This window comes from Bradyrhizobium vignae (assembly GCF_004114425.1).
In the GTDB taxonomy this organism is placed as follows: Bacteria; Pseudomonadota; Alphaproteobacteria; order Rhizobiales; family Xanthobacteraceae; genus Bradyrhizobium; species Bradyrhizobium vignae.
In genome coordinates this window covers 120976-143504 of record NZ_RDQF01000019.1, presented here as the reverse complement: position 1 = coordinate 143504, position 22529 = coordinate 120976, and the positions used below count along the sequence as shown (strand labels likewise).

The window sequence follows — 22529 nt, the reverse complement described above, 5'->3', positions numbered from 1 at the left end:
CTGCCGTCGGTCACAACTTCCGCCGCATCCTCGCCTGGCTGAGGGTTCTTTGGTGCCTCTTCCTGGCCACCCTCATCGCAGCCATCAGCGACCGCTCACCGCTGCAATCGGCTTCTTAACGGACGACTCGCTATGTACCAGTTGACAAAGCGCACCTGCGCCGTCCGCTTGCCCTCGACGCGCGGGTTTTGCAAATCACTGCCCACGACGATTTGCCAGGGAGCTTCAATGAACCGACTAGCCATCTGGAAGAAGCGGCGAGCAATTCCTTGCGTTCCGTTTGCCAAACACTCGCGCAAGGCCAGCGATTCCAGACAGGCTACCGTCATTCCTTGACCATAGGCTGGATCGAAGCTGCACAAGGCGTCGCCATACACCAGATAGCCTTCCGGAAAGCGGCGCAACTTCTCGTAATGGCGTCGCAAGTTCGAAACAAACTTGTATGACGTAAGCGGAGTAAGTGGTTCTGCATTCTGGATCACGTTGAATATTTCCGGCTGTTGCAAGCTGCGCGCAAACTCAAGGAAACCAGCATCATCCTCTGGCACTTGATCGTCCCTGTAACCGCCTAATGTCACAGTCCAACGTTCGCCCTCCTGTGGCAAAAGAGCACCGAAGCGAAAATCAGGCGAACACGCTGCCATGATGACGAACTTCCTGCCATGCAAACAATTCGTCATATGTTCGGGTTTGAGACGATAGAAGCGGGTCACATACCCAAGATTGACAGTGATCTGCTCCTCTGGCGGCTTTGCGAAACCAAACGCACTCAGCCATGCGGGGCTCGATGATCCGCGACCGCTGGTATCAACCACGAGATCGGCGTCTATTGTTTCCCCGTCATGTGAACCATCTTTTGATTGGACGCGAACGCCAGTCACGCGGCCCGATAGTCGATCAAACACCGGCTCCACAACGTCACGTCGCTCCCACACCCGAATATTGGATAGTTGAACGAGCCGCCGTCTCACGAAGCCTTCCAGCGTCGGTCGGCTCACCCCGAGCCCGACCATCTTGCTGGGGGTGTTGTGAAGATAGACGCCGTAGTTGAACCAAAGCCCATCGTTGACGAGGTCCGCAGGTACTGCTCCCTGAGCAATCATTCCCTCGGTAAAGCCGGGAAACGACTGCTCAAGTATCTCGCGCCCACGAGCAAGCAATCCGTGCGTATGCCGTCCTTGCGGAACGCCTTTGCGAGGATCAGGCAAATCCGGAAGCGCATCACGCTCAAGTACGGTCACTTCGTCGAAATGATCCGCCAAAGCGCGAGCGGCCAACAGACCACCCATTCCCGCGCCCACCACGATCGCGTGCTTGCCAACGTGTGCCATCGACCTCTCCCAGCACTTACTTGACCGCAGGACGAAACGTTGAACATTCGCCGGTACCATCGATCGGGCCCGGTCCAGCATCCTCTTAGATGCTGGGTGCGTGATCGAGTCAGCTCCAACTGCGTTGGTGATTTTTCATCGCTAGTGATTCAGGCTTGCTTCACGGCTCTCGGAAAAGTGTTTCGCAAGGGCGGATTTCGGTTTCATGCCATTTGCGCGACGAGTCCAAAGGCTAAGCAGAATACCGTTCGTGGACGTGCCAAGGGGAGTGGGTGATCCTAAGCGGCCTTTCGGCCCTCATATGAGGCAATGAGCCTGACGTATTGAAAGCCGATTTTTCACCATGGTAGATTACCACTTTATCCCGATTGGTTTGAAGCCGTCCTGTAGTGCTTTTTTGTACTGTGGAGGACATTTATGCGAAGCTCTCGCGCAATCCTTTATTTGCAACGACTTGGTGAACTCGCCTCTCAGCTCTCAGAACTGGAAGATCTTCGAAGTCTAGTCGCAGATGCAGAGCGCGCCGCCCGCGGTGCGCCTGCATTGCGCTCCAGACGCCATGCTTCGCGCTCCCTCCGAGGTTGTGATCTCGGCGCCTCGTCGGTCCGTCTCCGTCGCTACTCGCCACCAAGCAGAGGTGCAGGAGGTCTCAGGGCCCCTCACAACGACAACCAAATCGATTGGATGTTGCTTGCGCCATTTCCCGACGGATGGTGGGCTTCCCCCTAAGCTCTTCAACGGCTGCTAGTGAATCAAGTTTTCTCGTCCGCTTATTGCCCGTCGCGGCCAACACCGCCCGCTGCCTAACCGTCAGCTATGAGGGGTAGTCCGGGTGCGGCCGAGATTCGCACCAAACCGTCGAGAATGACCCATTTGAGACTCTCGGATTTGCGCCAAGGACGTCCGCTGAGCAGATTGGCGCCGCACCCGCAGCTCTAGTGTGAGGGACCGCAGCTCAGCTCCTTGATCCTCCCGGCGGCGTCAAACGCAAAATGCGCAGTCATGACACCAGTACTGGTGCTGTACGAGATAATGATGCTGTCCTGGGAGAGATTGAGATCGTCCAACTTGCCTGCCGGATAGTCTCGAAGGCGCTCGACCCAATAGGCACGAAGTGCCTCGCGGCCGGTAATGGTTTTGGCGCCGCCACAGCCGCAATGAACCACGGCATCTTCGGCATACATGTCCAGGATCGCCTCGAGATCGCCCGCGCGGTAGGCATCGAGCCAGTCAATCGCAACGGCCATCGAGTCAAATGACATATTTTTTTTTCTTTTTTCTCACCTAAACGCCGTCAAAGCTTGCGACTTTAGGTAGGGTTAACCCCGTTAAGCCTCTTTCTCCGAGCAGTTAATTGTATTTTAATACCCTCACCCGGCCCCGGCCATATGCCGAAACTCATAGATGCCGGGCCGAGGCAGAGTCCATGTTAGACGTGACTGCCAAGCAGGGGATATCCGCGCGCATCCGGCTCGTGATCGGAGATCGACAACCGATCGTGCTACAGGGGCTGAGATCGGTGCTCGGGGCACAGCATGACTTCGACGTCGTCGCATCGTCCAGCGACGGGACGAGCTGTCTCGAGGCAATCCGGAACTTGGCGCCCGACATCGCGCTTCTTGCTGACACCCTGCCAGATCTGACGGCAACCGAGATCCTCGCGATTGCGAAAGCTGAGAACCTTGCCACGCGCCTGGTGTTCTTTACCGAGTCCGAATCCGACCGCGGTCTAACCGCAGCGATCGCTGCCGGCACCTGCTGCGCAATTTCGAAGTACGCCTCCCCCGACAGCATGCTGCGATCACTGCGGCTGATGATGAAGCGCAGTGTCTCGCCCGAGCAGTTCGAGCTCTCGCCAACCGGCAACGACGCTGACGGGGGCGGCAAAATTGAGAAAATGCTGGAGCTCTTGACGCAGCGCGAACGTCAAATTGTACGACTAGTGTCGGAAGGAATGTCGAACAAGGAGATCGCGCGCCAGCTGGACGTTTCTCCAGGAACAGTCAAAGTACACCTCTACAATATATTTCAGAAGCTTGAGATCACCAACAGAACCGTACTCGCGACCCTCGCGTTGCTGCAGCGCCCCTCCGGCTTCGGCACGCTCGCGTTGGCCTTTCTGGCGATCGCCATCGCGGACGAACTCAAGGCGTCGGAAGCGAACGACATGCTTCCGAATGACGACGGCATCGGCCACGCGGGAGAGCACGCCGAATATGAGCCTTGGAAAAAAGCCATTCTCCGCCACCTCGTCGTCTGGGAATCCTCCGAGCCGCCTCCGCTCATCCAGCGAGAGTTTTCTGCCAAGCTGAGCCGAGTCACGAGCCCGGCGGCGGCAACGGAGGCGCTGCACGCGGCCGAACAATCCGCAGGCGCGAAAGCGTGGAAAGACCACGGTCCTGCTGGATCGAGCGCGTCGAATCTTGCTCCGCTCTCGCTGCGGGGGATGAACGGCATACAGATTGGAGGTGACCCGACCCCGGAACATCAAATCCCGCGGCCTGCGTCCAATCCGACGTCGGTTCACGGGGAGTATGGCACCTTCGCCGCTCTCGCCGGCGCGCTGATCTACGCGCTGCACGATCCTCATCTCGCAGCCGCGCAGACGCATGACGCGGCTCATGCATCGATCGACAGCTTCCAGGCCGTCACCGGAGAGAATGCCACCACGAAAGTTGCCGCGATCAACAATGCTGACGCTCATCATGTCGACAACTCGGTCGCGGGTTTCCCTTCGCACGAGGCCCACCTGCCTTCCGCGTTCCTGACCACTGGAAACGATGGCGTCGCCGGAGAAGGCGCTCGGAGCCAAATGAGCGATGACGCCGCGGGTGACAACCTCCAAAAAACGTCCGGCTTGGTGGAGCTTGGTCACGATGTCAGTCTTGGCAGAGATGGCCGCGATCAACTGACGGGCGGCAACGTTGAAAAGGTTGTTCACCGTTCCTCGACCGATTCCAGTTCCACCGCGTCCGACGTTGTGTTCGATTTCGCATCCGGGCCGAGCAGGATCAATCTTGCAGCTTTCGGAGCGCTTGCCTGGTTGCATATGACCGCGGCAAGCAAGTCCATACCGCCACACACACTCGCCTGGATCTACGACTCCGCAAGCAATGAAACGATCGTCTATGTGAATCCGACCGATCATGTTCTCGATGTCGGGGATCGCAGCCTGCTGGAAATCCATCTGCAGGGGATTGTGTCCATTGCGGACGCGGATCCCGTCCATCAGCTGGAAGGCACGGCTGTCGCGATCACCCTGGAGGAGCTCGAAGGAGCGCTGATATCGGTGGCCGCAACCGATGAGACTGTCCAGAGTGCGGATAATGTCCATGGCATCGTAGGCGAGGACACAGCCGGGGCGGATGGAATCTGGAACACACTCGCCGACGACGGCTTGAGGTTTCACTTCGGGCAGACGCGGGCCGGTTCAGGAGCGTCGACGAAGTTCAGGACCGTCACCGCCGATTCGGCGGCTGCAACGGAAGAGAGGGATGGTGCCTCTCACGTCTCGGTCCGCGGTTCATCAACCGAGCCTGCTCATAGCGCGATGGCTGCGGCAGCTGGAAATCTCACGTTCAAGAGTGAGCCGGAGAAGGCGGACACCGGCATTTTGTCGCCTGTGCCGAACGAGGTGGTCGGACCGAGCTTCGCAGCGGCCGCTGACGCGGACCGCGGCAACTCGCAGCACGCATCGGAGCCAGAGTCTGCAAAGCCGGCAGCCACGGAGTCGGCTGAAGCCGACTCCAAACCGGGCAAAGGCGACGGCAATGAAGCCGAGCATCACGCTTCGGCTTCGAAGGCCACGCCGGGGTCGGCGAAGAAGGCAGAACCAGGTGGCGCGGAACACGGCAATTCGGGGCACGATTCACGCTCAGCCGCTGCAAGCGCACCGGAAGCATCCGAGATCGTCGAACCGGGTGTCGCAATGGCCGACACCAAGGGCCGCGGTAACTCCGAGCACGCTTCGGAGCCGGGGTCTGCACAGGCGGCCACAGGGTTGACTGAAAAGGGCAACGGCGTCGGCAATGGCGCCGAGCATCACGCTCCGGCTTCGGACGCTTCGCGAGGTTCGGCGAAGACGGCAGAACAAGGTGGCGTGGCACACGGCCATTCGGGGCACGATTCACACTCACCCGCTGCAAACGCATCGGAGGCAGCCGAGATCGTCGGACCGAGCGTCGCAACCGCCGAGAAGGCGGGCCACAGTAACGCGCACCACGCCGAGCCAGGCTCTGCGAAGGCGGCAGCCACGGACATGGGCGAAGCGAGGTCCGCACCGGGCAGCGGCGCAGGTACTGACAATGGGCATCATTCCTCGGCTTCGGACGGTTCGCGAGGGGCGGCGAAGACGGCAGAACCAAGCGGCGTCGAACATGGCAACTCGGGTCACGATCCACACCCAAGCCCTGCAAACGCACCGGAAGCAGCCGAGACCGCCGAACCGAGCGTCGCAACGACCGACGGCGCGGGCCGCGGTAATTCGCAGCACAGTTCGGAGCCAGGGTCTGCAAAGCTAGCGGCCACGGAGTCGACTGAAGCTGGTTTCACACCGGGCAATGGCGCCGAGCATCACGCTCCGGCTTCGGATGCTGCGAGCGCGGCAGCCGCAGTGGCGACGGCAGAACCGGCCGCCGCGGCACACGGCAGCTCGGGGCACTCAACCGCTGCAAACACGCCGGAAGCAGGCGAGATTGCCGCACCGAGTGTTGCAGCCGGCGGTGACGCTGGAGGCGGAAACGCGCAGCAGGCTGCGCAATCTGCTGCATCAGAAGCCGCACAGCCGGCTAAAGCTGCTTCCAAGGTCGGCGGCGCGGATCAAGAACTGGTGTTCCGCTTCGATGGTGAGACAGCTCCTTCCACTTCCGTCGCGGCAGTCGAGCTCAAACGAGTTCATGATCCTCTCGATCCGCACGTTCCGCTCGGTCAGGAAGGAGACCTCGAGATGATCGTCAAAATGGCGCCTCAGGCCCCGGTCGAGCACACCGCCGACCACGGCACCAATGGTCCGCATCACGGCATTGTACCCGCGCCTCATGACTTGCTGATTTGAAGCGTTGCATCGCGGCGCACCGTTCGAAAACGATGCGCCGCCATGTGATCATGCGGCCTCGGCGTCGACCTTGCCGATCCAGTCGCGGGCCAAAGTCACGTCGGCTTGTGACAATTGATGGCCAGCCGGCAGGACCTCGTGCGTCACGCTCGCGCCTGCTTGCGAGAGCAGAGCCGCTAGCCGTGCCGAGTTGCTCGCCGGCACGATCGGGTCGCCCTGTCCCGAGAGGAGCAGAACGGGCTTGCCTGCAAGGTCGGCGTTCGGCGGATCCGACAGCGGCACCATGGCGCGCAGCAGGATCGCGCCGGACAACACCTCGGGCTTCAGCAGCAACAGCGCGGCTGCAATGTTGGCGCCGTTGGAGAAGCCGACCGCGACCGGCGCGGCGATGCCATATTGCTTCCGCGCCTCCGCGACGAACTCGCCGAGCTCGATCGCGCGTCGCCGCACGTCCGCCTCGTCGAACACGCCTTCAGCCAGACGCCGGAAGAAGCGCGGCATGCCGTGCTCGAGCACGCGGCCGCGCGGCGAGAGCAGGGCCGAGCCGGGCGAGATCATCTTGCCGAGCCCGAGCAGGTCGTTCTCGTCGCCGCCGGTGCCGTGCAGCAGCAGCAGGGGAGGGGAGCCCGCGTTGATCGCGGGCTCGAAGCGATGGATGAATGCGGTTTCGGTCATGACGCGGTCTCTTCCAGGCTCGGCAAGACCTCTTCGATCTGCTTGCGATGTTGTTCGAGGAAGGTCGGCAGCTTCAGGTCACGTCCGAGCGTGGCGACGGGCTCGTCGACGGCGAAGCCGGGGATGTCGGTCGCGATCTCGAACAGCACGCCGCCGGGCTCGCGGAAGTAGATCGAGCGGAAGTAGTTGCGGTCGCGCTGCTCGGTCGGGTGCAGGCCGTGATTGCTCACGAGCCTCGCGGCCATCTTGCCCTGTTCGGCATCGTCGGCCGCACGGAAGGCAATGTGGTGCACCGAGCCGCCGCCCTGATGTCCCCGCAGGAAACCTTTGGCCTCGTAGATGTCGACGATGCTGCCTTCGGCATCGCCCGGCGCCTTGAAGCGGATCACCGAGCCTTCTCGTCCCATTTCCTTGAAGCCGAACACGTCGGTGAGGACGGCAGCCGTCTTCGCCGCGCTGTCGAGCAGCAAAGTCACGCCGTGGAAGCCGCGGATCGCATGCTCGGCCGGCACCTCGCCATTGCTCCAGCCGGGCTCGTTCTCCGCGCCGGGGATGCCGACGAGGGCCAGCGCCATGCCATCGGGGTCGGTGAACGGCAGCACGGACTCGCCGAAGCGCTTCTCCAGCGCCTCGTAGCGAATGCCCTTCTCGGTAAAGCGCTGCGTCCAATAGCCGAGCGAGCGTTGCGGCACGCGGAAGGCGGTCTGATGGGTCTCGCCGACGCCGCGGCGCCCGGCCGGAACGCCGGCCCAGGGGAAGAAGGTCAGGATCGTGCCGGGGCGGCCGGTCTCGTCGCCATAATAGAAGTGATAGGTGCCGGGATCGTCGAAATTGACCGTCTTCTTGACGAAGCGCAGCCCGAGATCCCGGGTGTAGAAGCCGAAATTGCGGATGGGATCGCCGGCAATCGCAGTGACATGGTGCAGTCCAGACATTGTCGTCCTCCAGATTCGGGAAGCGGTCTTGCTCTGCGTGGAAATATCGTTGCGCTTTGGATTGGAGACAATCCATGCAAATATGACGACTATGTCTACGATTTGGAAACAATCTGCGGGGTCGCCCCTTGGATAAGCTCGGCAGTCTCCGGGCCTTCGTGAAGGTGGTCGAAAGCGGCAGCTTTGCCGAGGCCGGTCGGCAGCTGCGGCTGTCGCGCTCGGCGATCAGCAAATACATCGCAGATCTCGAGGAGAGCCTCGGGGTCCAGCTCCTGAATCGGACCACGCGGCACGCGAGCCCGACCGAGAACGGCCAGCGCTACTTCGAGCGCGCGGTCGTGATCCTCTCGGAGATCGAGGCGGCCGACCAGGCCGTGACGCAGGCCCAGTCGGCGCCGCGCGGGCTGCTCCGCGTCAATGCGCCGATGTCGTTCGGCACCATGCGGCTCGGGCCGGTGCTGGCCGATTTCATGGCGCGTTATCCCGAGCTTCAGCTTCAGATCGTGCTCAGCGACGATCTGCTCGATCCCGTCCAGGATGGATTCGACGTGACGCTGCGGATCGCGGAGCTGGAATCGTCCAGCTTGATCGCGCGCAAAATCATGCCGGTGGCGCGCATGATCTGCGCTTCGCCGGATTATCTCGCGCGGCATGGCACACCAAAGCATCCGCAGGATCTGCGTGAGCACGCTTCACTCACCTACGGCTTCCTGCTCACGGGCAACCAGTGGAAGCTTACCGGCAGTGACGGCGACCACTGGATCCAGCCGGCCTGGTCGCTCTGCGTCAATAACGCCGAAGTGCTGCGCGACGTCGCGATCAAGGGCAGGGGGCTGGCGCTGCTGCCGGAGTTCATCGCCGCCGATGCTTTCCGGAAGGGCGAACTGCGCGTTGTGCTGAACGACTATTCTGCGCCGCCGCTCGCGCTCTACGCGGTATATCCGCCGACGCGGCATTTATCGGTGAAGGTGCGGCTGTTCATCGACTTTCTCGTCGAGCGGTTTGGGCGCGACGTGGACGAAGCCGGCGGGCGCAGACGCGCGGAGGCTGGGCCGTGAACTACCGAAGAGCGCCTTCGAAGCAAGCCTTGGTCAGCTTGATCAGATCGCCCGTTTCGACGCACCGAGGATCCCACGCTGTACCAGCTGGTTGGATGCAGTCCGCAGCCCGGCCTGAGCGCTGATTTGCTGTGACGACCACATCACGGACCGACGCGGTCACCCCACTGGTCCCGATCGTAGGCCTGCAGGATGCGGACAAAATCAGCCATGCTGGATTGATCTCGGTGTTCGGCCACAGCGGCCACCTGAATATCGGATGCAGGCTGGTTCGCTTGCCAAAACCGCACGAGGAGATCGGCGATGTTTCTCATGGCGTTCTCTCAGCACCAACTGTGACGGTCGACACCAAGAGCGGCATCCTGCCGCTCGATCAGGAGTCCGGCGGGCGCTACGCCGCCGGACCTGTCTTGCAACTGCCGCTCGCGGGACCGGTTCCGTTGCCCTTCACTGTGTGCTCGTAGATAGCAAGAGCACCTGGTTGTCGCCATTGTGCGGGGGTATGACGTGAACATACTGACGTAGGGTCAGCCGCTATGCGGCGACTTTGGTCCCGCGAGCGCTGCTCGCGGGGCGGAGCAGGTCGATCTGAAAGCCGTTCGAGCGCTGGGCCTAGCGGCGCAGCGTGAACTCGTCGGCGCCTCGTCGATGCTCCCACTTCGCCTGCTCCAGCTCGGGCCGGTCGCATTCGGCTTCCGGATAGCCGATGCAGAGATAGGCGATGAATTTCCAGGAGTGCGGCACATCGAGAATGGCGTGGATCCGATCCGGGCTCAGGATCGACACCCAGCCGATGCCGATACCGTCGGCGCGCGCGGAAAGCCACATCGCCGTGATGGCGGCGACCACGGAATATTCTGTTGTCTCCGGCATGGTCGCACGGCCGAGGCCATGACCGATGCTGCTGGCCTTGTCCGCGAACACGGCGAGATGACCGGGAGCCTGTTCGAGGCCCGACAATTTCAGCGTGGCGTAGCGCGCTGCGCGGTCGCCGAAATAACAATTCAGCGCGTCGGCATTGCATGCCTTGAAATCGTCGGTCACGGCCCGGCGCCGCGCGGCGTCATCGACAGTGACGAAGCGCCAGGGCTGGCTGAGTCCGACCGAAGGCGAGAGGCAGGCCGTCTCGATCAGGCGTTCAATTGCACCCTCCGGCAATGGATCGCTGCGAAAGCGGCGCACGTCGCGACGCCACACAAACAGCTCGCGCAAGTGCTGGCGGAAGGTATCGTCGAACTCGACCATGAGGTCAGCGTCCCATTTGGAAGGAGGCGGCCACGAGCAGGATCAGGATCTCGCCCGTCTGCTCGAACGCGCCGAGGACGTCGCCGGTCTGCCCGCCGATCTGGCGGATGGCAAGCCGCGCCAGCATGAGGCCGGCAAGCGATAGCAGGAGCAGTCCGACCAGCGCCTTGCCCGGCCCCAACGCCAGGGCAAGCGCGAGCGTTCCAAGCGCGAAGGCAATGGCGATGCTGCCGCCCGGCGGCGCTCCGGCGCTGGCCGACAGGCCGTCAGGTCTCGCAGGCGGCACCAGCGACATGAAGGCCGGCACGCCGGCGCGGGCAGCAGTTTGCGCCGCGCACAGTGCGAACGCGACGGCGAGGGGATCGGCGATGGTCGCGAGCGCACCCCAGCGCAAGCCGAACGACAGGATCAGTGCGCAGACGCCATAGGTCCCGATCCGGCTGTCGCGCATGATCTCGAGCTTGCGCTCACGCGTACGGCCGCCGCCGAGTCCGTCCGCGGTATCGGCAAGCCCGTCCTCGTGCAGCGCGCCGGTGATGAGGGCGGTCGTGGCCAGCGCGAGCAGGGCGGCAAGGTTCGGTGTCAGTCCGAACCGGATGGAGATCTTGTAGACCAAGGCGCCGGCGAGGCCGACCAGCAGTCCCGCGACGGGCAGCGCCCAGGTCGCGCGCGCGATCGCTCCGTCACCGGCGGGCTTCGACGACGCGACGGGCAGGATCGTCACGAATGATGCTGCGATTCGAAGATCGGCGACGACGTCCCGCAAGAGTTCGGCGCGCGGCATCATTTCAATTTCATCGGCAGGCCGGCGACGACGAATTCGACCTCGTCAGCGACATCGGCAATGATCTGATTCATGATCCCGGCGGCATCGCGGAAGCTGCGCGCCAGTGCGTTGTCGGGCACGATGCCGAGGCCGACCTCGTTGGTGACGAGAACAGCCGGGCTCTTCAGCCGGGGCAGGGCGCCGGCAAGCGCATTCACCTCGTGCTCCCAGTCGCGCTCTGCATGCATCAGGTTGGAGAGCCAGAGTGTCAGGCAGTCCACCAGCCGTGCGCCGCCGCCATCGGTTGCGAGCAGCGCGGGCACGAGATCAAGCGGCACCTCGCGCTCGATCCAATCGGTTCCGCGCCGCGCGCGGTGTCTTGCGATGCGTTCCTCCATTTCGCCATCGAGCGCCTCGGCCGTCGCGATGTAGACCGGCTGGCCGGAAAAGGCGCGCGTGCGCGTTTCCGCACGCTTGCTCTTGCCCGATCGCGCTCCGCCCGTGATCAAGATGGTGGTCATGAAGGTCTCCCGTGAGCCTGACTAACCATCAATCGTGACCAAAGACAAAGCCGAAATCAGGGGGCGAGGGGCTTGCGCTCCGTCCTCGCTTTGCGCAACAGGGGTGGACAGGAGGCGGGTGTGGGCTTTGCGGGTGCGATGGTGGTGGCGATGGCGGTGGATGCCCTTCTGGGCTGGCCCGCCCCGCTGTTCGCGCGGATCGGCCATCCCGTCACCTGGCTCGGCCGGCTGATTGCCGCCATCGACGCCGCCTGGAATCGCGCGTCCGATCCGCCGGAGTGGCGCCGAGCTGCTGGCATTGCCGGAGCACTGGCGGTGATAGCGCTCTCAGTTGCGCTCGGCTGGATCGTTCAATCGGTGCTCTCGCTGGGCTGGATCCAGATCATGTTGATTGGCATCCTGGCCTGGCCATTGGTCGCGCTGCGCTCGCTCCATGATCACGTTGCCGCCGTCGCGATGCCGTTGCAGGCGGGCGACATCGCCGCCGCACGCGAGGCGGTATCGCGCATCGTCGGCCGCGATCCCACAGCGCTCGATGAAGCCGGCATCGCGCGCGCGGCGATCGAGAGCCTTGCCGAGAACTCCTCCGACGGCATCGTCGCGCCGGTGTTCTGGGGCGCGCTGTTCGGTCTGCCCGGCATCTTCGGCTACAAGGCCATCAACACGCTGGACTCCATGATCGGTCATCGCAGCGAACGACATGAAGCCTTTGGGTGGGCGGCGGCGCGCATCGACGATGTCGCCAATTTCATTCCGGCGCGCCTGAGCGGATTCCTGTTCGTGCTGCTGGCGTCAAGGCGATCGGAGGCGCTGTCGTGCATGGCGCGCGATGCGCGCCGGCATCGTTCGCCGAATGCCGGCTGGCCGGAAGCGGCGATGGCGGGGGCGCTCGGCGTGCGGCTCAGTGGTCCCCGCATCTATCACGGCAGCGCGACCGACGAGCCCTGGCTGAACCAAGGCGCGCGCGATCCGCGCGCCGCCGATATCACGGAGGCGCTGACGGTCTACCGCCGCGCCATGATGCTGCTCGCCGCCCTCCTTGCGATCCTCGCCTTCGCATGACAGAACGAGGCATGCGCGAGCACGGTGGAAATCTCGATCTGGCCCAGCAGCGGTTTGGCGGCCGCGCGGAGGATTGGATCGATCTGTCGACGGGGATCAATCGGTTGCCTTATCCCGTGGGCGAGGTGAACTCGCGCGCGTGGAGCGCGCTGCCGTCGCGCGCCGAGATCGATGCCTTGCATCAGGCCGCGCGGCAGGCCTATCGCACGCGTGCACCGGTCGTTGCGATGGGCGGCGCGCAAGCCGCCATTCAATTGCTGCCACGCCTGACGTCGTCCGGTCGCGCGCGCATCCTTGCGCCGACCTACAATGAATATGCAGGGGTGCTGTCGGCTGCAGGCTGGGATGTCCAGGAGGTGACGGAGCTCGATGCGCTGGCGGGCGCGGATCTCGCCATCGTCGTCAACCCCAACAATCCCGATGGCCGGCGTCATTCGCCAAAGGATCTGCTCGCACTGCTGCCGCGTGTCGGCCGCCTCGTGATCGACGAGAGCTTTGCCGATGCCGTTCCGCAATTATCGCTTGCGCCGGAGGCGGATCGGCCGGGACTATTGGTGCTGCGCTCGTTCGGAAAATTTTATGGTCTTGCCGGCCTCCGGCTTGGCTTCGCAATCGGCAATGCGGCCGACGTTGTGAAGCTTACGGCGATGACGGGTCCATGGCCGGTGTCGGGCACGGCGATTGCGATCGGCTGCCGGGCTTTGCGCGATGATGCCTGGGCCGAGGCCACGTCGGCGCGGCTCGCCCGCGACTGTGTTCGTCTCGACACCATGGTGCTGTCGCAAGGCTGGCGGCTCGTCGGCGGGACGCCGCTGTTTCGTCTTTACCAGATCCCCGACGCGCTGGCCGCGCAGGAGAGGCTCGCGCGTGGCCAGATATGGTCCCGCGTCTTTGCGCAAACGCCAGCATGGCTGCGCCTCGGGCTTCCCGGCAGCGAAGCCGAATGGGCGCGCCTTGGCGAGGTCCTAGCGCGCTAGCGCGAGCAGGCCTTCGATGTCGAGATGCTTTTCGATGTGATCGGCCAGCGCCTCGAGTGCGCTCTCGATCCTGGCATGATAGGGCTCTTCGCCCGCGGGAATGTCGAGCTTGGCCAAAAATGCCTTGCGGAAATCATCCGACGTGAACAGGCCATGCAGATAGCTGCCTTGCACGCGGCCATCCGGCGAGATCGCGCCTTCCGGCTCGCCATTCAGCTTCGCGAACGGGCGGACGCGATCGGGGCCGTCGGTGCGGCCGATGTGGATCTCATAGGCCTCGATCGGCTGCTCTGTGGCGGCATGCGCGGCCGCGACGCGCGTCAGCGTCTTCTGCGGGCTCATCACGGTCTCGACATCGAGAAGCCCGAGGCCCGGCGTGTCGCCCGCGGGACCTTCGATGCCATCGGGATCGGCCACGCTGCGGCCGAGCATCTGATAGCCGCCGCAGAGGCCGAGCACATGGCCGCCGCGACGATGGTGCGCGAGCAGATCGATGTCCCAGCCCTGCGCGCGCAGGAAGGCGAGATCGCCGCGGGTGGATTTCGAGCCGGGGATGATGACAAGCCTGACATCGCCGGGAATTGCTTCGCCCGGACGGACCATGACGAGATCGACGCCTGGTTCGAGCTTGAGCGGATCGAGATCGTCGAAATTGGCAATGCGCGACAGTGCGAGGCAGGCGATCTTGCACTGGCCCGGCTTGCGCGCATCGCTCAGGCCCAGCGCGTCCTCGGCTGGCAGCTCGCCGGCGCGCGCGAACCAGGGCAGCACGCCGAGGCCACGCCACGACGTCTTCTGTTCGATCAGCCTGTAGCCGTCGTCGAACAACGTGGGATCGCCGCGGAACTTGTTGATGACAAAGGCACAGATCATCGCGGCATCGTCGGGGTCGATCACCGTCTTGATGCCGACGAGCTGGGCGATGACCCCGCCGCGATCGATGTCGCCGATCAGCACCACCGGCACGTCCGCCTTGCGGGCGAAGCCCATATTGGCGATGTCGGACTTGCGCAGGTTCACCTCCGCCGGACTGCCGGCGCCTTCCACCAGCACGAGATCGGCGCGCGCCTTCAGGCGCTCAAAACTCTCCAACACCGCGCTCATCAGCGAGGGCTTCATTGCGGCATAGTCGCGAGCTCGCGCAGTTGCGATGCGCTTGCCGTGGACGACGATTTGTGCGCCGACGTCGGTCTCGGGCTTGAGCAGCACCGGGTTCATGTCGGTGTGCGGCTCGACGCCGGCGGCGAGCGCCTGGAGCGCCTGGGCGCGGCCGATCTCGCCGCCATCGACGGTGACGGCGGCATTGTTGGACATGTTCTGCGGCTTGAACGGGAGCACGCGCAGGCCGCGGCGCGTGAAGGCGCGGGCAAGGCCGGCGACGATGAGCGATTTGCCCACGTCCGAGCCGGCGCCCTGGATCATCAATGCGCGCGCCGTCATGCCTTCAGAACTCGACGCCGGCCTGCGCTTTGATGCCGGAGCGGAAGGGGTGCTTGACCAGCGTCATCTCGGTCACGAGGTCCGCGATCTCGATCAGCTCGTCCTTGGCGTTGCGTCCGGTGAGCACGACATGCGTCATCGGCGGCTTCTGCGTCCTCAGGAACTCGACGACCTCGGCGATGTCGAGATAGTCGTAGCGCAGCGCTATGTTGATCTCGTCGAGCACGACCATGCGCAAGTGCTCGTCGAGAATCAGCTCCTTGGCCTTCTCCCAGCCGGCGCGTGCGGCGGCGATGTCGCGGGCGCGGTCCTGCGTCTCCCAGGTGAAGCCTTCGCCCATCGCGTGGAACTGGCAGAGGTCGCCGAAATGGCCGGTGAGCAGGCGTCGCTCGCCGGTATCCCAGGCGCCCTTGATGAACTGCACGACCGCGCAGGGCAAGCCGTGGGCGACGCAGCGGACGATCATGCCGAAGGCAGAGGAGGATTTTCCCTTGCCGGCGCCGGTGTGGACGATGATGAGGCCCTTTTCGCCGCTCTTGGTCGCCATGATCTTGTCGCGGGCAGCCTTCTTCTTCGCCATTTTCTGGGCGTGCCGGGCGTCGGTTTCCTCAGCTGTTTGGGTATCCGGTTCAGGCGTCATCGGTCCCGGTCCTTCGGCTTGACAAGTGGCGGCCACCGGCAAATGGTGGCCGGGCGTTGGTTCCTGTCCTATGACAGGCGAAGAGGGAATGCGATAGGGTCCGAATCGGCAAGATTTGGGTCCAAAATGCAGCCGCCCCCGCGACCGTGACCGGAGAGATGCCCGAAGCCACTGATTCCCTTGGGAATCGGGAAGGCGGGGATCGAAGGGTGAAAACCCTGCTCCGCAAGCCGGGAGACCTGCCAGCGCGAACGTGTTTTGGACCGGCGGACGGGGTGTTCCGCGACGGGGAAGCGGGCCCTCAGGAGAACGGTCCGCGCGCCTCATCGCCTCCCGCTGTTTATCCTGGAAGAGGCGATGACCGTCACACTTCACGTCTGCATCACCTGCCGCGCCGGCCAGACGCTCGGCGAGGGCGACACGACGCCCGGCAAGCGCCTGCATGGTGCGATCCTCGAGGCCGGCGTGCCCGATGGCGTCAGCGTGGTTCCCGTCGAATGCCTGTCGGCCTGCAGCCAGGGCTGCTCGGTCGCGCTCAGCGCGCCCGGCCGCTGGTCCTATGTCTATGGCCGTCTGTCGGATGCCAACGCGCGCGACGTGGTCGCGGGTGCTGCGGCCTATGCCGCCGCGCCTGATGGCATTGTGCCCTGGCGCAGCCGGCCGGAAATCTTCCGCAAGCAATCGCTTGCCCGCATTCCCCCCATTGCCGTCGTGCCGGAGGCCGCTGAATGAACTCGCTCGCAAAAGTCCCGGTCACGGTGGTCACTGGTTTTCTCGGCTCCGGCAAGACCACGCTGATCCAGCATCTGCTGACCAATGCCAACGGCAAGAAGCTCGCCGTGCTCGTCAACGAGTTCGGCAGCGAGGGGGTCGATGGCGAGATCCTGAAATCCTGCGCCGACGCCAATTGCCCGGAGGAGAACATCGTCGAGCTCGCCAATGGCTGCATCTGCTGCACCGTGGCCGACGATTTCATTCCGACCATGGAGCAATTGCTGGCGCGCCCGGTGCGGCCCGATCACATCCTGATCGAGACCTCGGGCCTGGCGCTGCCGAAGCCGTTGCTCAAGGCGTTCGACTGGCCGGAGATCCGCTCGCGCATCACGGTCGATGGCGTGATCGCGCTGGCCGATGCCGAGGCTGTCGCGGCCGGCCGGTTCGCGCCAGATCCGGCGGCCGTCGAAGCGCAGCGCGCGGCGGACGAAAATCTGGATCACGAGACGCCGCTGTCGGAAGTGTTCGAGGACCAGATCGCCTGCGCCGATATCGTGCTGCTGACCAAGGCTGATCTTGCGGGCGCGGCGGGCATCGAAGCCGCAAAGGCCGCGATCGCTGCCGAGATGCCGCGCCGCGTGCCCATGCTGCCGATCACCGACGGCGCGATCGATGCGCGCGTCATCCTCGGCATCGGCGCTGCCGCGGAGAACGACCTCGCCGCGCGCCCCTCGCATCATGACGGCGAAGAGGAGCACGAGCACGACGATTTCGCCTCTGTCGTGATCGATCTTCCGGAAGTGGCGGACGTCGATGCGTTGGTCGCATCCGTCCAGAAGCTCGCCCGCGAGCAGAACGTGCTGCGCGCCAAGGGCTACATCGCGGTCGCCGGCAAGCCGATGCGGCTGTTGCTGCAGGCGGTCGGAGAGCGCGTGCGCCATCAGTTCGACAGGCCCTGGGGCGCAGGTCTCAGACAGTCAAAGCTGGTCGTGATCGGCGAGCATGGCGACATCGACGAGGCCGCGATCAGGGCAGGACTTGCTCTTTCAGGATCTGGTATCTGATGCACGTCGTCTTCCGCGAGAGCCGCGGTCTCGAGGAGACCGCGACGCCAAGAGACATCGGCCAGGACCCGGCCGATCTCGTGGTGCTCTCGTATTCGGATTCCGATCTCGCCGCGTTCGCGGCCGGCTGGCGGCGTGGCTGCCACAGCCTGCCGTCGCTGCGGCTCGCGAATCTTGCGGAGCTGCGTCACCCGCTGTCGGTGGACACCTATATCGAGCGCACGCTGTCGCAGGCACGCGGCATTCTGGTGCGCCTGATCGGCGGCGAATCCTACTGGCCGTATGGGCTGGCGGCCCTGCAACAGCTCGCCAAGGACCGCAATATCGTGCTGGCCGTGCTGCCGGGCGATGGGCGCGACGACCCGCGGCTCGATGCATATTCGACGCTGCCAGTCTCGACGCTGCGTCGGCTCAAGGTGCTGTGCGATACCGGCGGCCCCGTTGCCGCTCAAGCCGCGATCGCGCAGCTTGCGTTGGCTTCGGGCCTCTATGCAGGGCCGGTCACCGGCGAGATGACCGTGCCCGAGATGGGTTTTTATGATCCCGTTCGCGGCGTCATCACCGCCCCTGCGGCTACCAAGGGAAAACCGGGCGCGCTCGTCGCCTTCTATCGTTCCTATCTCACCGCCGCGGACACTGGCCCGGTCGACGCGCTGATCGTGGCGCTGCGCGAGAAGGGGTTTGACGCGCACGGCGTGTTCGTCACCTCGCTGAAGGCTGCGGGCGTCGCCGATTGGCTGCGCGCGTATCTCGCGCAAAATCCAGCGGCCGCGATCGTCAATGCGACGGCGTTTTCCGCGATCGGCGACGACGGCACCACGCCGTTCGATGCCACGTGTCCGGTGTTTCAGGTCGCACTCTCGACGGCGCGGCGCGAGGATTGGGCGGAATCGCTGCGCGGCCTCTCGCCCGGCGATCTCGCGATGCATGTGGTGCTGCCCGAGGTCGACGGCCGCTTGTTCGCGGGCGTGGTGAGCTTCAAATCGGCCGCTGAGCGCGATCCGGAGTTGCAGTTCTCGCACCTGGCGCACAGGCCGGATGAAGAACGTGTGAAGGCCGTCGCCGCGCGCGTCGCGGCCTGGCGGGGCCTTGCCGAGAAGCCGGCCGGCGAGAAGCGGCTGGCGATCGTGCTCTCGAATTATCCGGGACGTCCGCACCAGATCGCGCATGCGGTCGGTCTCGATGCGCTGGCCTCGGTCGAGGCCTTGGTGTCCGATCTCGCGGAAGTGGGCTTCGAGGTTGCGCCGGTCGACGCGCTCGGCGAGACGCTGCTGAGGCAGCAGCTCACTTGGCGTGTTGCCGATTATCGCGCGGCGCTCGCGCGCATGCCGCAATCCTTGCAGGAATCCTTGCAGGACGATCTCGCCCAGGCCTGGGGAGCGGTGGAGGATGATCCGAGCTGCCGCGACGGCGCGTTCCACTTCGCCGCAATTCAGTGCGGCCGCTCGATCATCGCAGTCCAGCCCGAGCGCGGCGATGCGGCCACGCGCGATGCCGATTATCACGATCTCGCCCGCACACCGCGCCATGCCTATGTCGCGTTCTACCTCTGGCTCAGGCAGCAGGGCTGCGATGCCGTCGTACATATGGGCGCGCACGGCACGCTGGAGTGGTTGCCGGGAAAGTCCGTGGCGCTGTCAACGAGCTGCTGGCCGGAGGCATTGATCGGCGATCTCCCCGTCATCTATCCCTTCATCGTCAACGATCCCGGCGAGGCCGCGCAGGCCAAGCGGCGCATCGGAGCGGTGACGATCGGCCATCTGCCGCCGCCTCTCGAAAGCTCCGCCGTGCCGGAAGGGCTGCGCCGACTCGAACGGCTCCTTGACGAATATTCGACCGCCGACGGTCTCGATCCCGCCCGCCGCCAGCGCCTGATCGCGGCGATCCGCGACGAGGCGCGAGCGGCCGGCCTCGAGGAGGATCTCGGCCTAGATGCATCGGCAGCACCGGCCGAAGCCATTCCGCGGATCGATCGCTTCGTCTGCGACCTCAAGGAAAGCCAGTTCGGCGACGGCCTGCACGTGTTCGGCCGCGGCGCCTGCGGCGAGGCGGAGCGGGATGCGCTGCTCGCTGCACTGGCAGGCCGGCGCGTTGCGCCGGGGCCGTCGGGCTCACCCTATCGCGGACGTCAGGACGTCTTGCCGACGGGGCGCAATCTCTTCGCCGTCGATCCGCGCGCGGTGCCGACGCCGTCGGCGCATGCGCAAGGAATCAAGCTCGCCGAAGAGCTGCTGCGCCGCCATCTGCAGGATCACGGCGATTGGCCGAAGGGCCTCGTCGTCGATCTCTGGGGCTCGGCGACGATGCGTACCGCGGGCGAGGAGTTCGCGATGGCGTTGCATCTGGCCGGCCTTGCGCCGCGCTGGGATCACGCTTCCGGCCGCGTCACCGGTTACGACATCATCGCGCCGGCCGAGCTCGGTCGCCCCCGCATCGACGTCACGCTGCGGGTGTCGGGCCTGTTCCGCGATGTCTTCGCAGGCCTTGCGCAATTGTTCGAAGCCGCCTCCGAGGCGCTCGCGGCGCGCGACGAGGAGGGCGATGAGAACCCGTATCGCCAACGCACCTCCCGCGTGTTCGCGCCGCGTCCCGGACAATACGGCGTCGGCCTTTCCGCGATCCCGGATGCCTTCACGCCCGAGACCCGCCAAGCAGCCGGCGAAGCGTGGCTGTCGGCATCGTCCTGGGCATTCTCGGTGGATGGTACAATGCAGCCGGATCGCGCAGGCATCGAATCGCGGCTCGCATCCGCGGACGCTTTTGTCCATATCCAGGACTTGCCCGAAACCGACCTTCTGCTCGCCGCCGACTACGCCGCGCATGAAGCAGGCGTCGCTGCGGCTGCAGCTCACCTCGGTGCAGGCGCGCCTTCGCTCTATCATCTCGATGCGACACGGCCCAGCGAGCCGCATGCGCGCACGCTGACGGAGGAAATTTCACGTGTCGTCCGGGCACGCGCGGCCAATCCGGCCTGGATCGCCGGCATGATGCGTCACGGTTTTCGTGGCGCCGCCGAGATCACCGCGACGCTGGAGCACATGGCCGCCTTCGCCCATCTCGCCGGCGCCGTGCCGCCGCATTTGTTCGATCTCTATTACGACGCGACATTCGGCAACGACGAGGTCCGCGCCTTCATGGCCCGCGAAAATCCGGCGGCCCTTGCCGCGATGGAGACGTGCTTCACCCGCCTGCATGAAGCTTCACTCTGGCGAACCCGCCGCAATTCGATCGCGGCGGCACTGCGGGAGGCCTCATGAGCGCGGCGGCAGTCAAGGGCTGGTGTCCCGGCGCGCTGCGTCCGATGCTGTCGGGCGACGGGCTCGTGGTCCGTGTGCGTCCGTTTGGCGGGCGCCTTGAAGCACCACAGATCTCCGTGCTTGCGGATCTGGCCGAGCGCTTCGGCAACGGCCTGATCGACGTCACAAGCCGGGCCAATCTCCAGATCAGGGGCGTCAAGGAGGAGGGCCATCGGCCGCTGCTCGATGGCCTTGCGCAACTGGCGCTGCTCGATCCCGACGCCGATATCGAGGCCAGGCGCAACATCCTGGTGACGCCGTTCTGGAGCGGCGGTGACGAGACGCACTCGCTCGCCGCGGAGCTCGAGGAGGCGCTCGCCGATTCCGGCCTCGCGCTTCCCACCAAGTTCGGCTTCGCCGTCGATGATGGCCGATCGCGCGTTCTGGCCGGCGATTCCGCCGACATCCGCATCGAGCGCGACCGCTCGGGCCGCCTCCTTGTGCGGGCCGACGGCGCAAGGCTCGGCCGCTGCGTCGAACGCGGACAGGCCGTGAGCGCGGCGCTGGCGCTCGCAAGCTGGTTCCTCATCTCCGGCGGCGCGAGGGGTGGACGAGGGCGCATGGCAGCCCACATCGCATCCGGCGCGACGTTGCCTCAATCGCTGCGCGGCGAGACCGAGCCCGCGCCCGTGATGGCCGCAGCGCGGCCCGGGCCCTATCCGCAAGGCGCGATGGTTGGCGTCGCGTTCGGACAAATGCTGCACGCGACGCTCCGTCAGTTCTCAGGTTACGGACATGCGCTGCGCATGACTCCCTGGCGGATGGTGCTCAGTGAGGGCAAGCGCGAGATGCCGAGCGGGGCGGGCCTCATCACCGAGCCGTATGATCCGGCGCTGCGCGTCATAGCCTGCAGCGGCGCGCCGCGCTGCCGGGAAGCCCATGCCGATACGCGCGCGCTCGCAGCAGCGCTCGCCCCGCGCATTGCCGCCGATGGGCGGCTCCATGTTTCCGGCTGCCGCAAGGGCTGCGCGCATTCCGGCACGGCTGCGGTCACGCTGATCGCGACGCGCGCCGGATTCGATCTCGTCCGCGATGGCTCGACGCGCGATGAGCCGGTGCTGCGCGGGCTGAGCGGCGCGGATATCGTCAGCGATCCCTCCATCCTGGTCGGAGGGAACTGATGCCGCACATCTACGAGACCGACGGCGCGGCGATCTACCGGCAATCCTTTGCCACCATTCGGGCCGAGGCCGATCTTGCGCGCTTTACGCCCGGCGAGGAGCCGGTGGTGGTGCGGATGATCCACGCTGCCGGCATGGTCGGCCTCGAGGCGCATATCCGCTTCACGCCTGGCATGGCGATCGCCGCGCGCGCGGCCTTGCAGAAGGGCGCGCCGATCCTGTGCGATGCGCGCATGGTATCGGAGGGCATCACGCGTGCCAGATTGCCTGCGGCCAATGCCGTGATCTGCACGCTCGGAGACGAGTCCGTTCCTGCGCTCGCGCACTCCATGCGCAACACACGTTCGGCCGCCGCACTGGAGCTGTGGCGGCCGCATCTGGGCGGCGCGGTCGTCGCGATCGGCAATGCGCCGACTGCGCTGTTTCATCTGCTCAACATGCTGGAGGATCGCGACTGCCCCCGGCCGGCAGCGATCATCGGCTGCCCCGTCGGCTTCGTCGGCGCCGCCGAATCCAAGGCCGCGCTGATGGCCGATCCGCCGGCGCCGGCACTGACGGTCGAAGGGCGCCTCGGCGGCTCCGCGATCACGGTCGCCGCCGTCAACGCGCTGGCGAGCCGGAGCGAATAGCC

General features: G+C 65.0%; 19 protein-coding genes and 1 riboswitch. Of the genes, 10 read left to right on the top strand and 9 right to left on the bottom strand.

The window, feature by feature from the left end; all coding sequences use genetic code 11:
- Positions 1–95: 95 nt before the first annotated feature.
- Both EAV90_RS18595 and EAV90_RS18590 read right to left on the bottom strand, forming a co-directional pair.
- Entirely contained in the window at positions 96–1331 is a 1236-nt protein-coding gene (locus EAV90_RS18595) for an FAD-dependent oxidoreductase (RefSeq protein ID WP_129144300.1), read from the bottom strand.
- A gap of 935 nt (positions 1332–2266) precedes the next feature.
- Positions 2267–2593: a nuclear transport factor 2 family protein gene (locus EAV90_RS18590; RefSeq protein WP_129144299.1), complete on the bottom strand. Its 327-nt coding sequence runs from the start codon at positions 2591–2593 to the stop codon at positions 2267–2269.
- 164 nt (positions 2594–2757) lie between these two features.
- Here EAV90_RS18590 and EAV90_RS18585 point away from each other — a divergent pair, with 164 nt between their 5' ends.
- Positions 2758–6384, top strand: coding sequence for a LuxR C-terminal-related transcriptional regulator (locus tag EAV90_RS18585; protein WP_129144298.1), 3627 nt, complete (start codon positions 2758–2760; stop codon positions 6382–6384).
- A 48-nt stretch (positions 6385–6432) separates the two neighbouring features.
- On the opposite strand, the gene EAV90_RS18580 is transcribed toward EAV90_RS18585, so the two are convergent.
- Positions 6433–7059 carry an alpha/beta hydrolase gene (locus tag EAV90_RS18580; protein ID WP_129144297.1) on the bottom strand — a complete coding sequence of 209 codons (627 nt, stop codon included), beginning with the start codon at positions 7057–7059 and terminating at the stop codon, positions 6433–6435.
- Positions 7056–7994 carry a ring-cleaving dioxygenase gene (locus EAV90_RS18575; protein ID WP_129144296.1) on the bottom strand — a complete coding sequence of 313 codons (939 nt, stop codon included), beginning with the start codon at positions 7992–7994 and terminating at the stop codon, positions 7056–7058. Before EAV90_RS18575 ends, EAV90_RS18580 begins: the two co-directional genes overlap by 4 nt.
- Before the next feature lie 128 nt (positions 7995–8122).
- Between EAV90_RS18575 and EAV90_RS18570 the strand changes: the two genes are divergently transcribed.
- Together EAV90_RS18570 and EAV90_RS39565 are read left to right on the top strand one after the other, a co-directional pair.
- Positions 8123–9052: a LysR family transcriptional regulator gene (locus EAV90_RS18570; RefSeq protein WP_162500347.1), complete on the top strand. Its 930-nt coding sequence runs from the start codon at positions 8123–8125 to the stop codon at positions 9050–9052.
- Positions 9053–9183: 131 nt separating this feature from the next.
- Positions 9184–9516 (top strand): hypothetical protein, encoded by a 333-nt coding sequence (locus tag EAV90_RS39565; RefSeq protein WP_164937007.1) that lies wholly within the window; start codon positions 9184–9186, stop codon positions 9514–9516.
- 148 nt (positions 9517–9664) lie between these two features.
- On the opposite strand, the gene bluB is transcribed toward EAV90_RS39565, so the two are convergent.
- From bluB to cobU, 3 genes are read right to left on the bottom strand one after another with little or no spacing between them, the layout of a single operon-like run.
- A complete protein-coding gene (gene bluB, locus EAV90_RS18565) occupies positions 9665–10297 on the bottom strand; it encodes a 5,6-dimethylbenzimidazole synthase (RefSeq protein ID WP_129144295.1) in 633 nt (210 codons plus the stop codon).
- A 4-nt stretch (positions 10298–10301) separates the two neighbouring features.
- Positions 10302–11084 carry an adenosylcobinamide-GDP ribazoletransferase gene (cobS, locus tag EAV90_RS18560; RefSeq protein WP_129144294.1) on the bottom strand — a complete coding sequence of 261 codons (783 nt, stop codon included), beginning with the start codon at positions 11082–11084 and terminating at the stop codon, positions 10302–10304.
- Positions 11081–11584 carry a bifunctional adenosylcobinamide kinase/adenosylcobinamide-phosphate guanylyltransferase gene (gene cobU / locus EAV90_RS18555; protein ID WP_129144293.1) on the bottom strand — a complete coding sequence of 168 codons (504 nt, stop codon included), beginning with the start codon at positions 11582–11584 and terminating at the stop codon, positions 11081–11083. The genes cobS and cobU overlap by 4 nt, the downstream gene beginning before the upstream one ends.
- A gap of 138 nt (positions 11585–11722) precedes the next feature.
- Between cobU and cbiB the strand changes: the two genes are divergently transcribed.
- Both cbiB and cobD read left to right on the top strand, forming a co-directional pair.
- Entirely contained in the window at positions 11723–12646 is a 924-nt protein-coding gene (cbiB, locus tag EAV90_RS18550; protein WP_129144307.1) for an adenosylcobinamide-phosphate synthase CbiB, read from the top strand.
- 11 nt (positions 12647–12657) lie between these two features.
- Positions 12658–13623 (top strand): threonine-phosphate decarboxylase CobD, encoded by a 966-nt coding sequence (gene cobD / locus EAV90_RS18545; RefSeq protein WP_164937005.1) that lies wholly within the window; start codon positions 12658–12660, stop codon positions 13621–13623.
- Here cobD and EAV90_RS18540 read toward each other — a convergent pair.
- Both EAV90_RS18540 and cobO read right to left on the bottom strand, forming a co-directional pair.
- The gene (locus tag EAV90_RS18540) at positions 13612–15063 is read right to left on the bottom strand and encodes a cobyric acid synthase (RefSeq protein WP_129144291.1); all 1452 of its coding nucleotides are present in this window, start codon (positions 15061–15063) and stop codon (positions 13612–13614) included. The two genes, cobD and EAV90_RS18540, sit on opposite strands and share 12 nt — an antisense overlap.
- A 4-nt stretch (positions 15064–15067) precedes the next feature.
- The gene (cobO, locus tag EAV90_RS18535; protein WP_129144290.1) at positions 15068–15703 is read right to left on the bottom strand and encodes a cob(I)yrinic acid a,c-diamide adenosyltransferase; all 636 of its coding nucleotides are present in this window, start codon (positions 15701–15703) and stop codon (positions 15068–15070) included.
- Between the two features lie 40 nt (positions 15704–15743).
- A riboswitch (cobalamin riboswitch) is annotated at positions 15744–15964 on the top strand.
- Positions 15965–16060: 96 nt separating this feature from the next.
- Between cobO and EAV90_RS18530 the strand changes: the two genes are divergently transcribed.
- From EAV90_RS18530 to EAV90_RS18510, 5 genes are read left to right on the top strand one after another with little or no spacing between them, the layout of a single operon-like run.
- On the top strand, positions 16061–16435 hold the full coding sequence (locus tag EAV90_RS18530; RefSeq protein ID WP_122403997.1) for a DUF1636 family protein: 375 nt from the start codon (positions 16061–16063) through the stop codon (positions 16433–16435).
- Positions 16432–17481, top strand: a complete 1050-nt coding sequence (gene cobW / locus EAV90_RS18525; RefSeq protein ID WP_122403996.1) for a cobalamin biosynthesis protein CobW — start codon at positions 16432–16434, stop codon at positions 17479–17481. The genes EAV90_RS18530 and cobW overlap by 4 nt, the downstream gene beginning before the upstream one ends.
- On the top strand, positions 17481–20738 hold the full coding sequence (gene cobN, locus EAV90_RS18520) for a cobaltochelatase subunit CobN (RefSeq protein ID WP_129144289.1): 3258 nt from the start codon (positions 17481–17483) through the stop codon (positions 20736–20738). Before cobW ends, cobN begins: the two co-directional genes overlap by 1 nt.
- Complete coding sequence (cobG, locus tag EAV90_RS18515) at positions 20735–21898, top strand: precorrin-3B synthase (RefSeq protein WP_129144288.1); 1164 nt, start codon at positions 20735–20737, stop codon at positions 21896–21898. The genes cobN and cobG overlap by 4 nt, the downstream gene beginning before the upstream one ends.
- A complete protein-coding gene (locus tag EAV90_RS18510; RefSeq protein WP_129144287.1) occupies positions 21898–22527 on the top strand; it encodes a precorrin-8X methylmutase in 630 nt (209 codons plus the stop codon). Before cobG ends, EAV90_RS18510 begins: the two co-directional genes overlap by 1 nt.
- Positions 22528–22529: the final 2 nt, after the last annotated feature.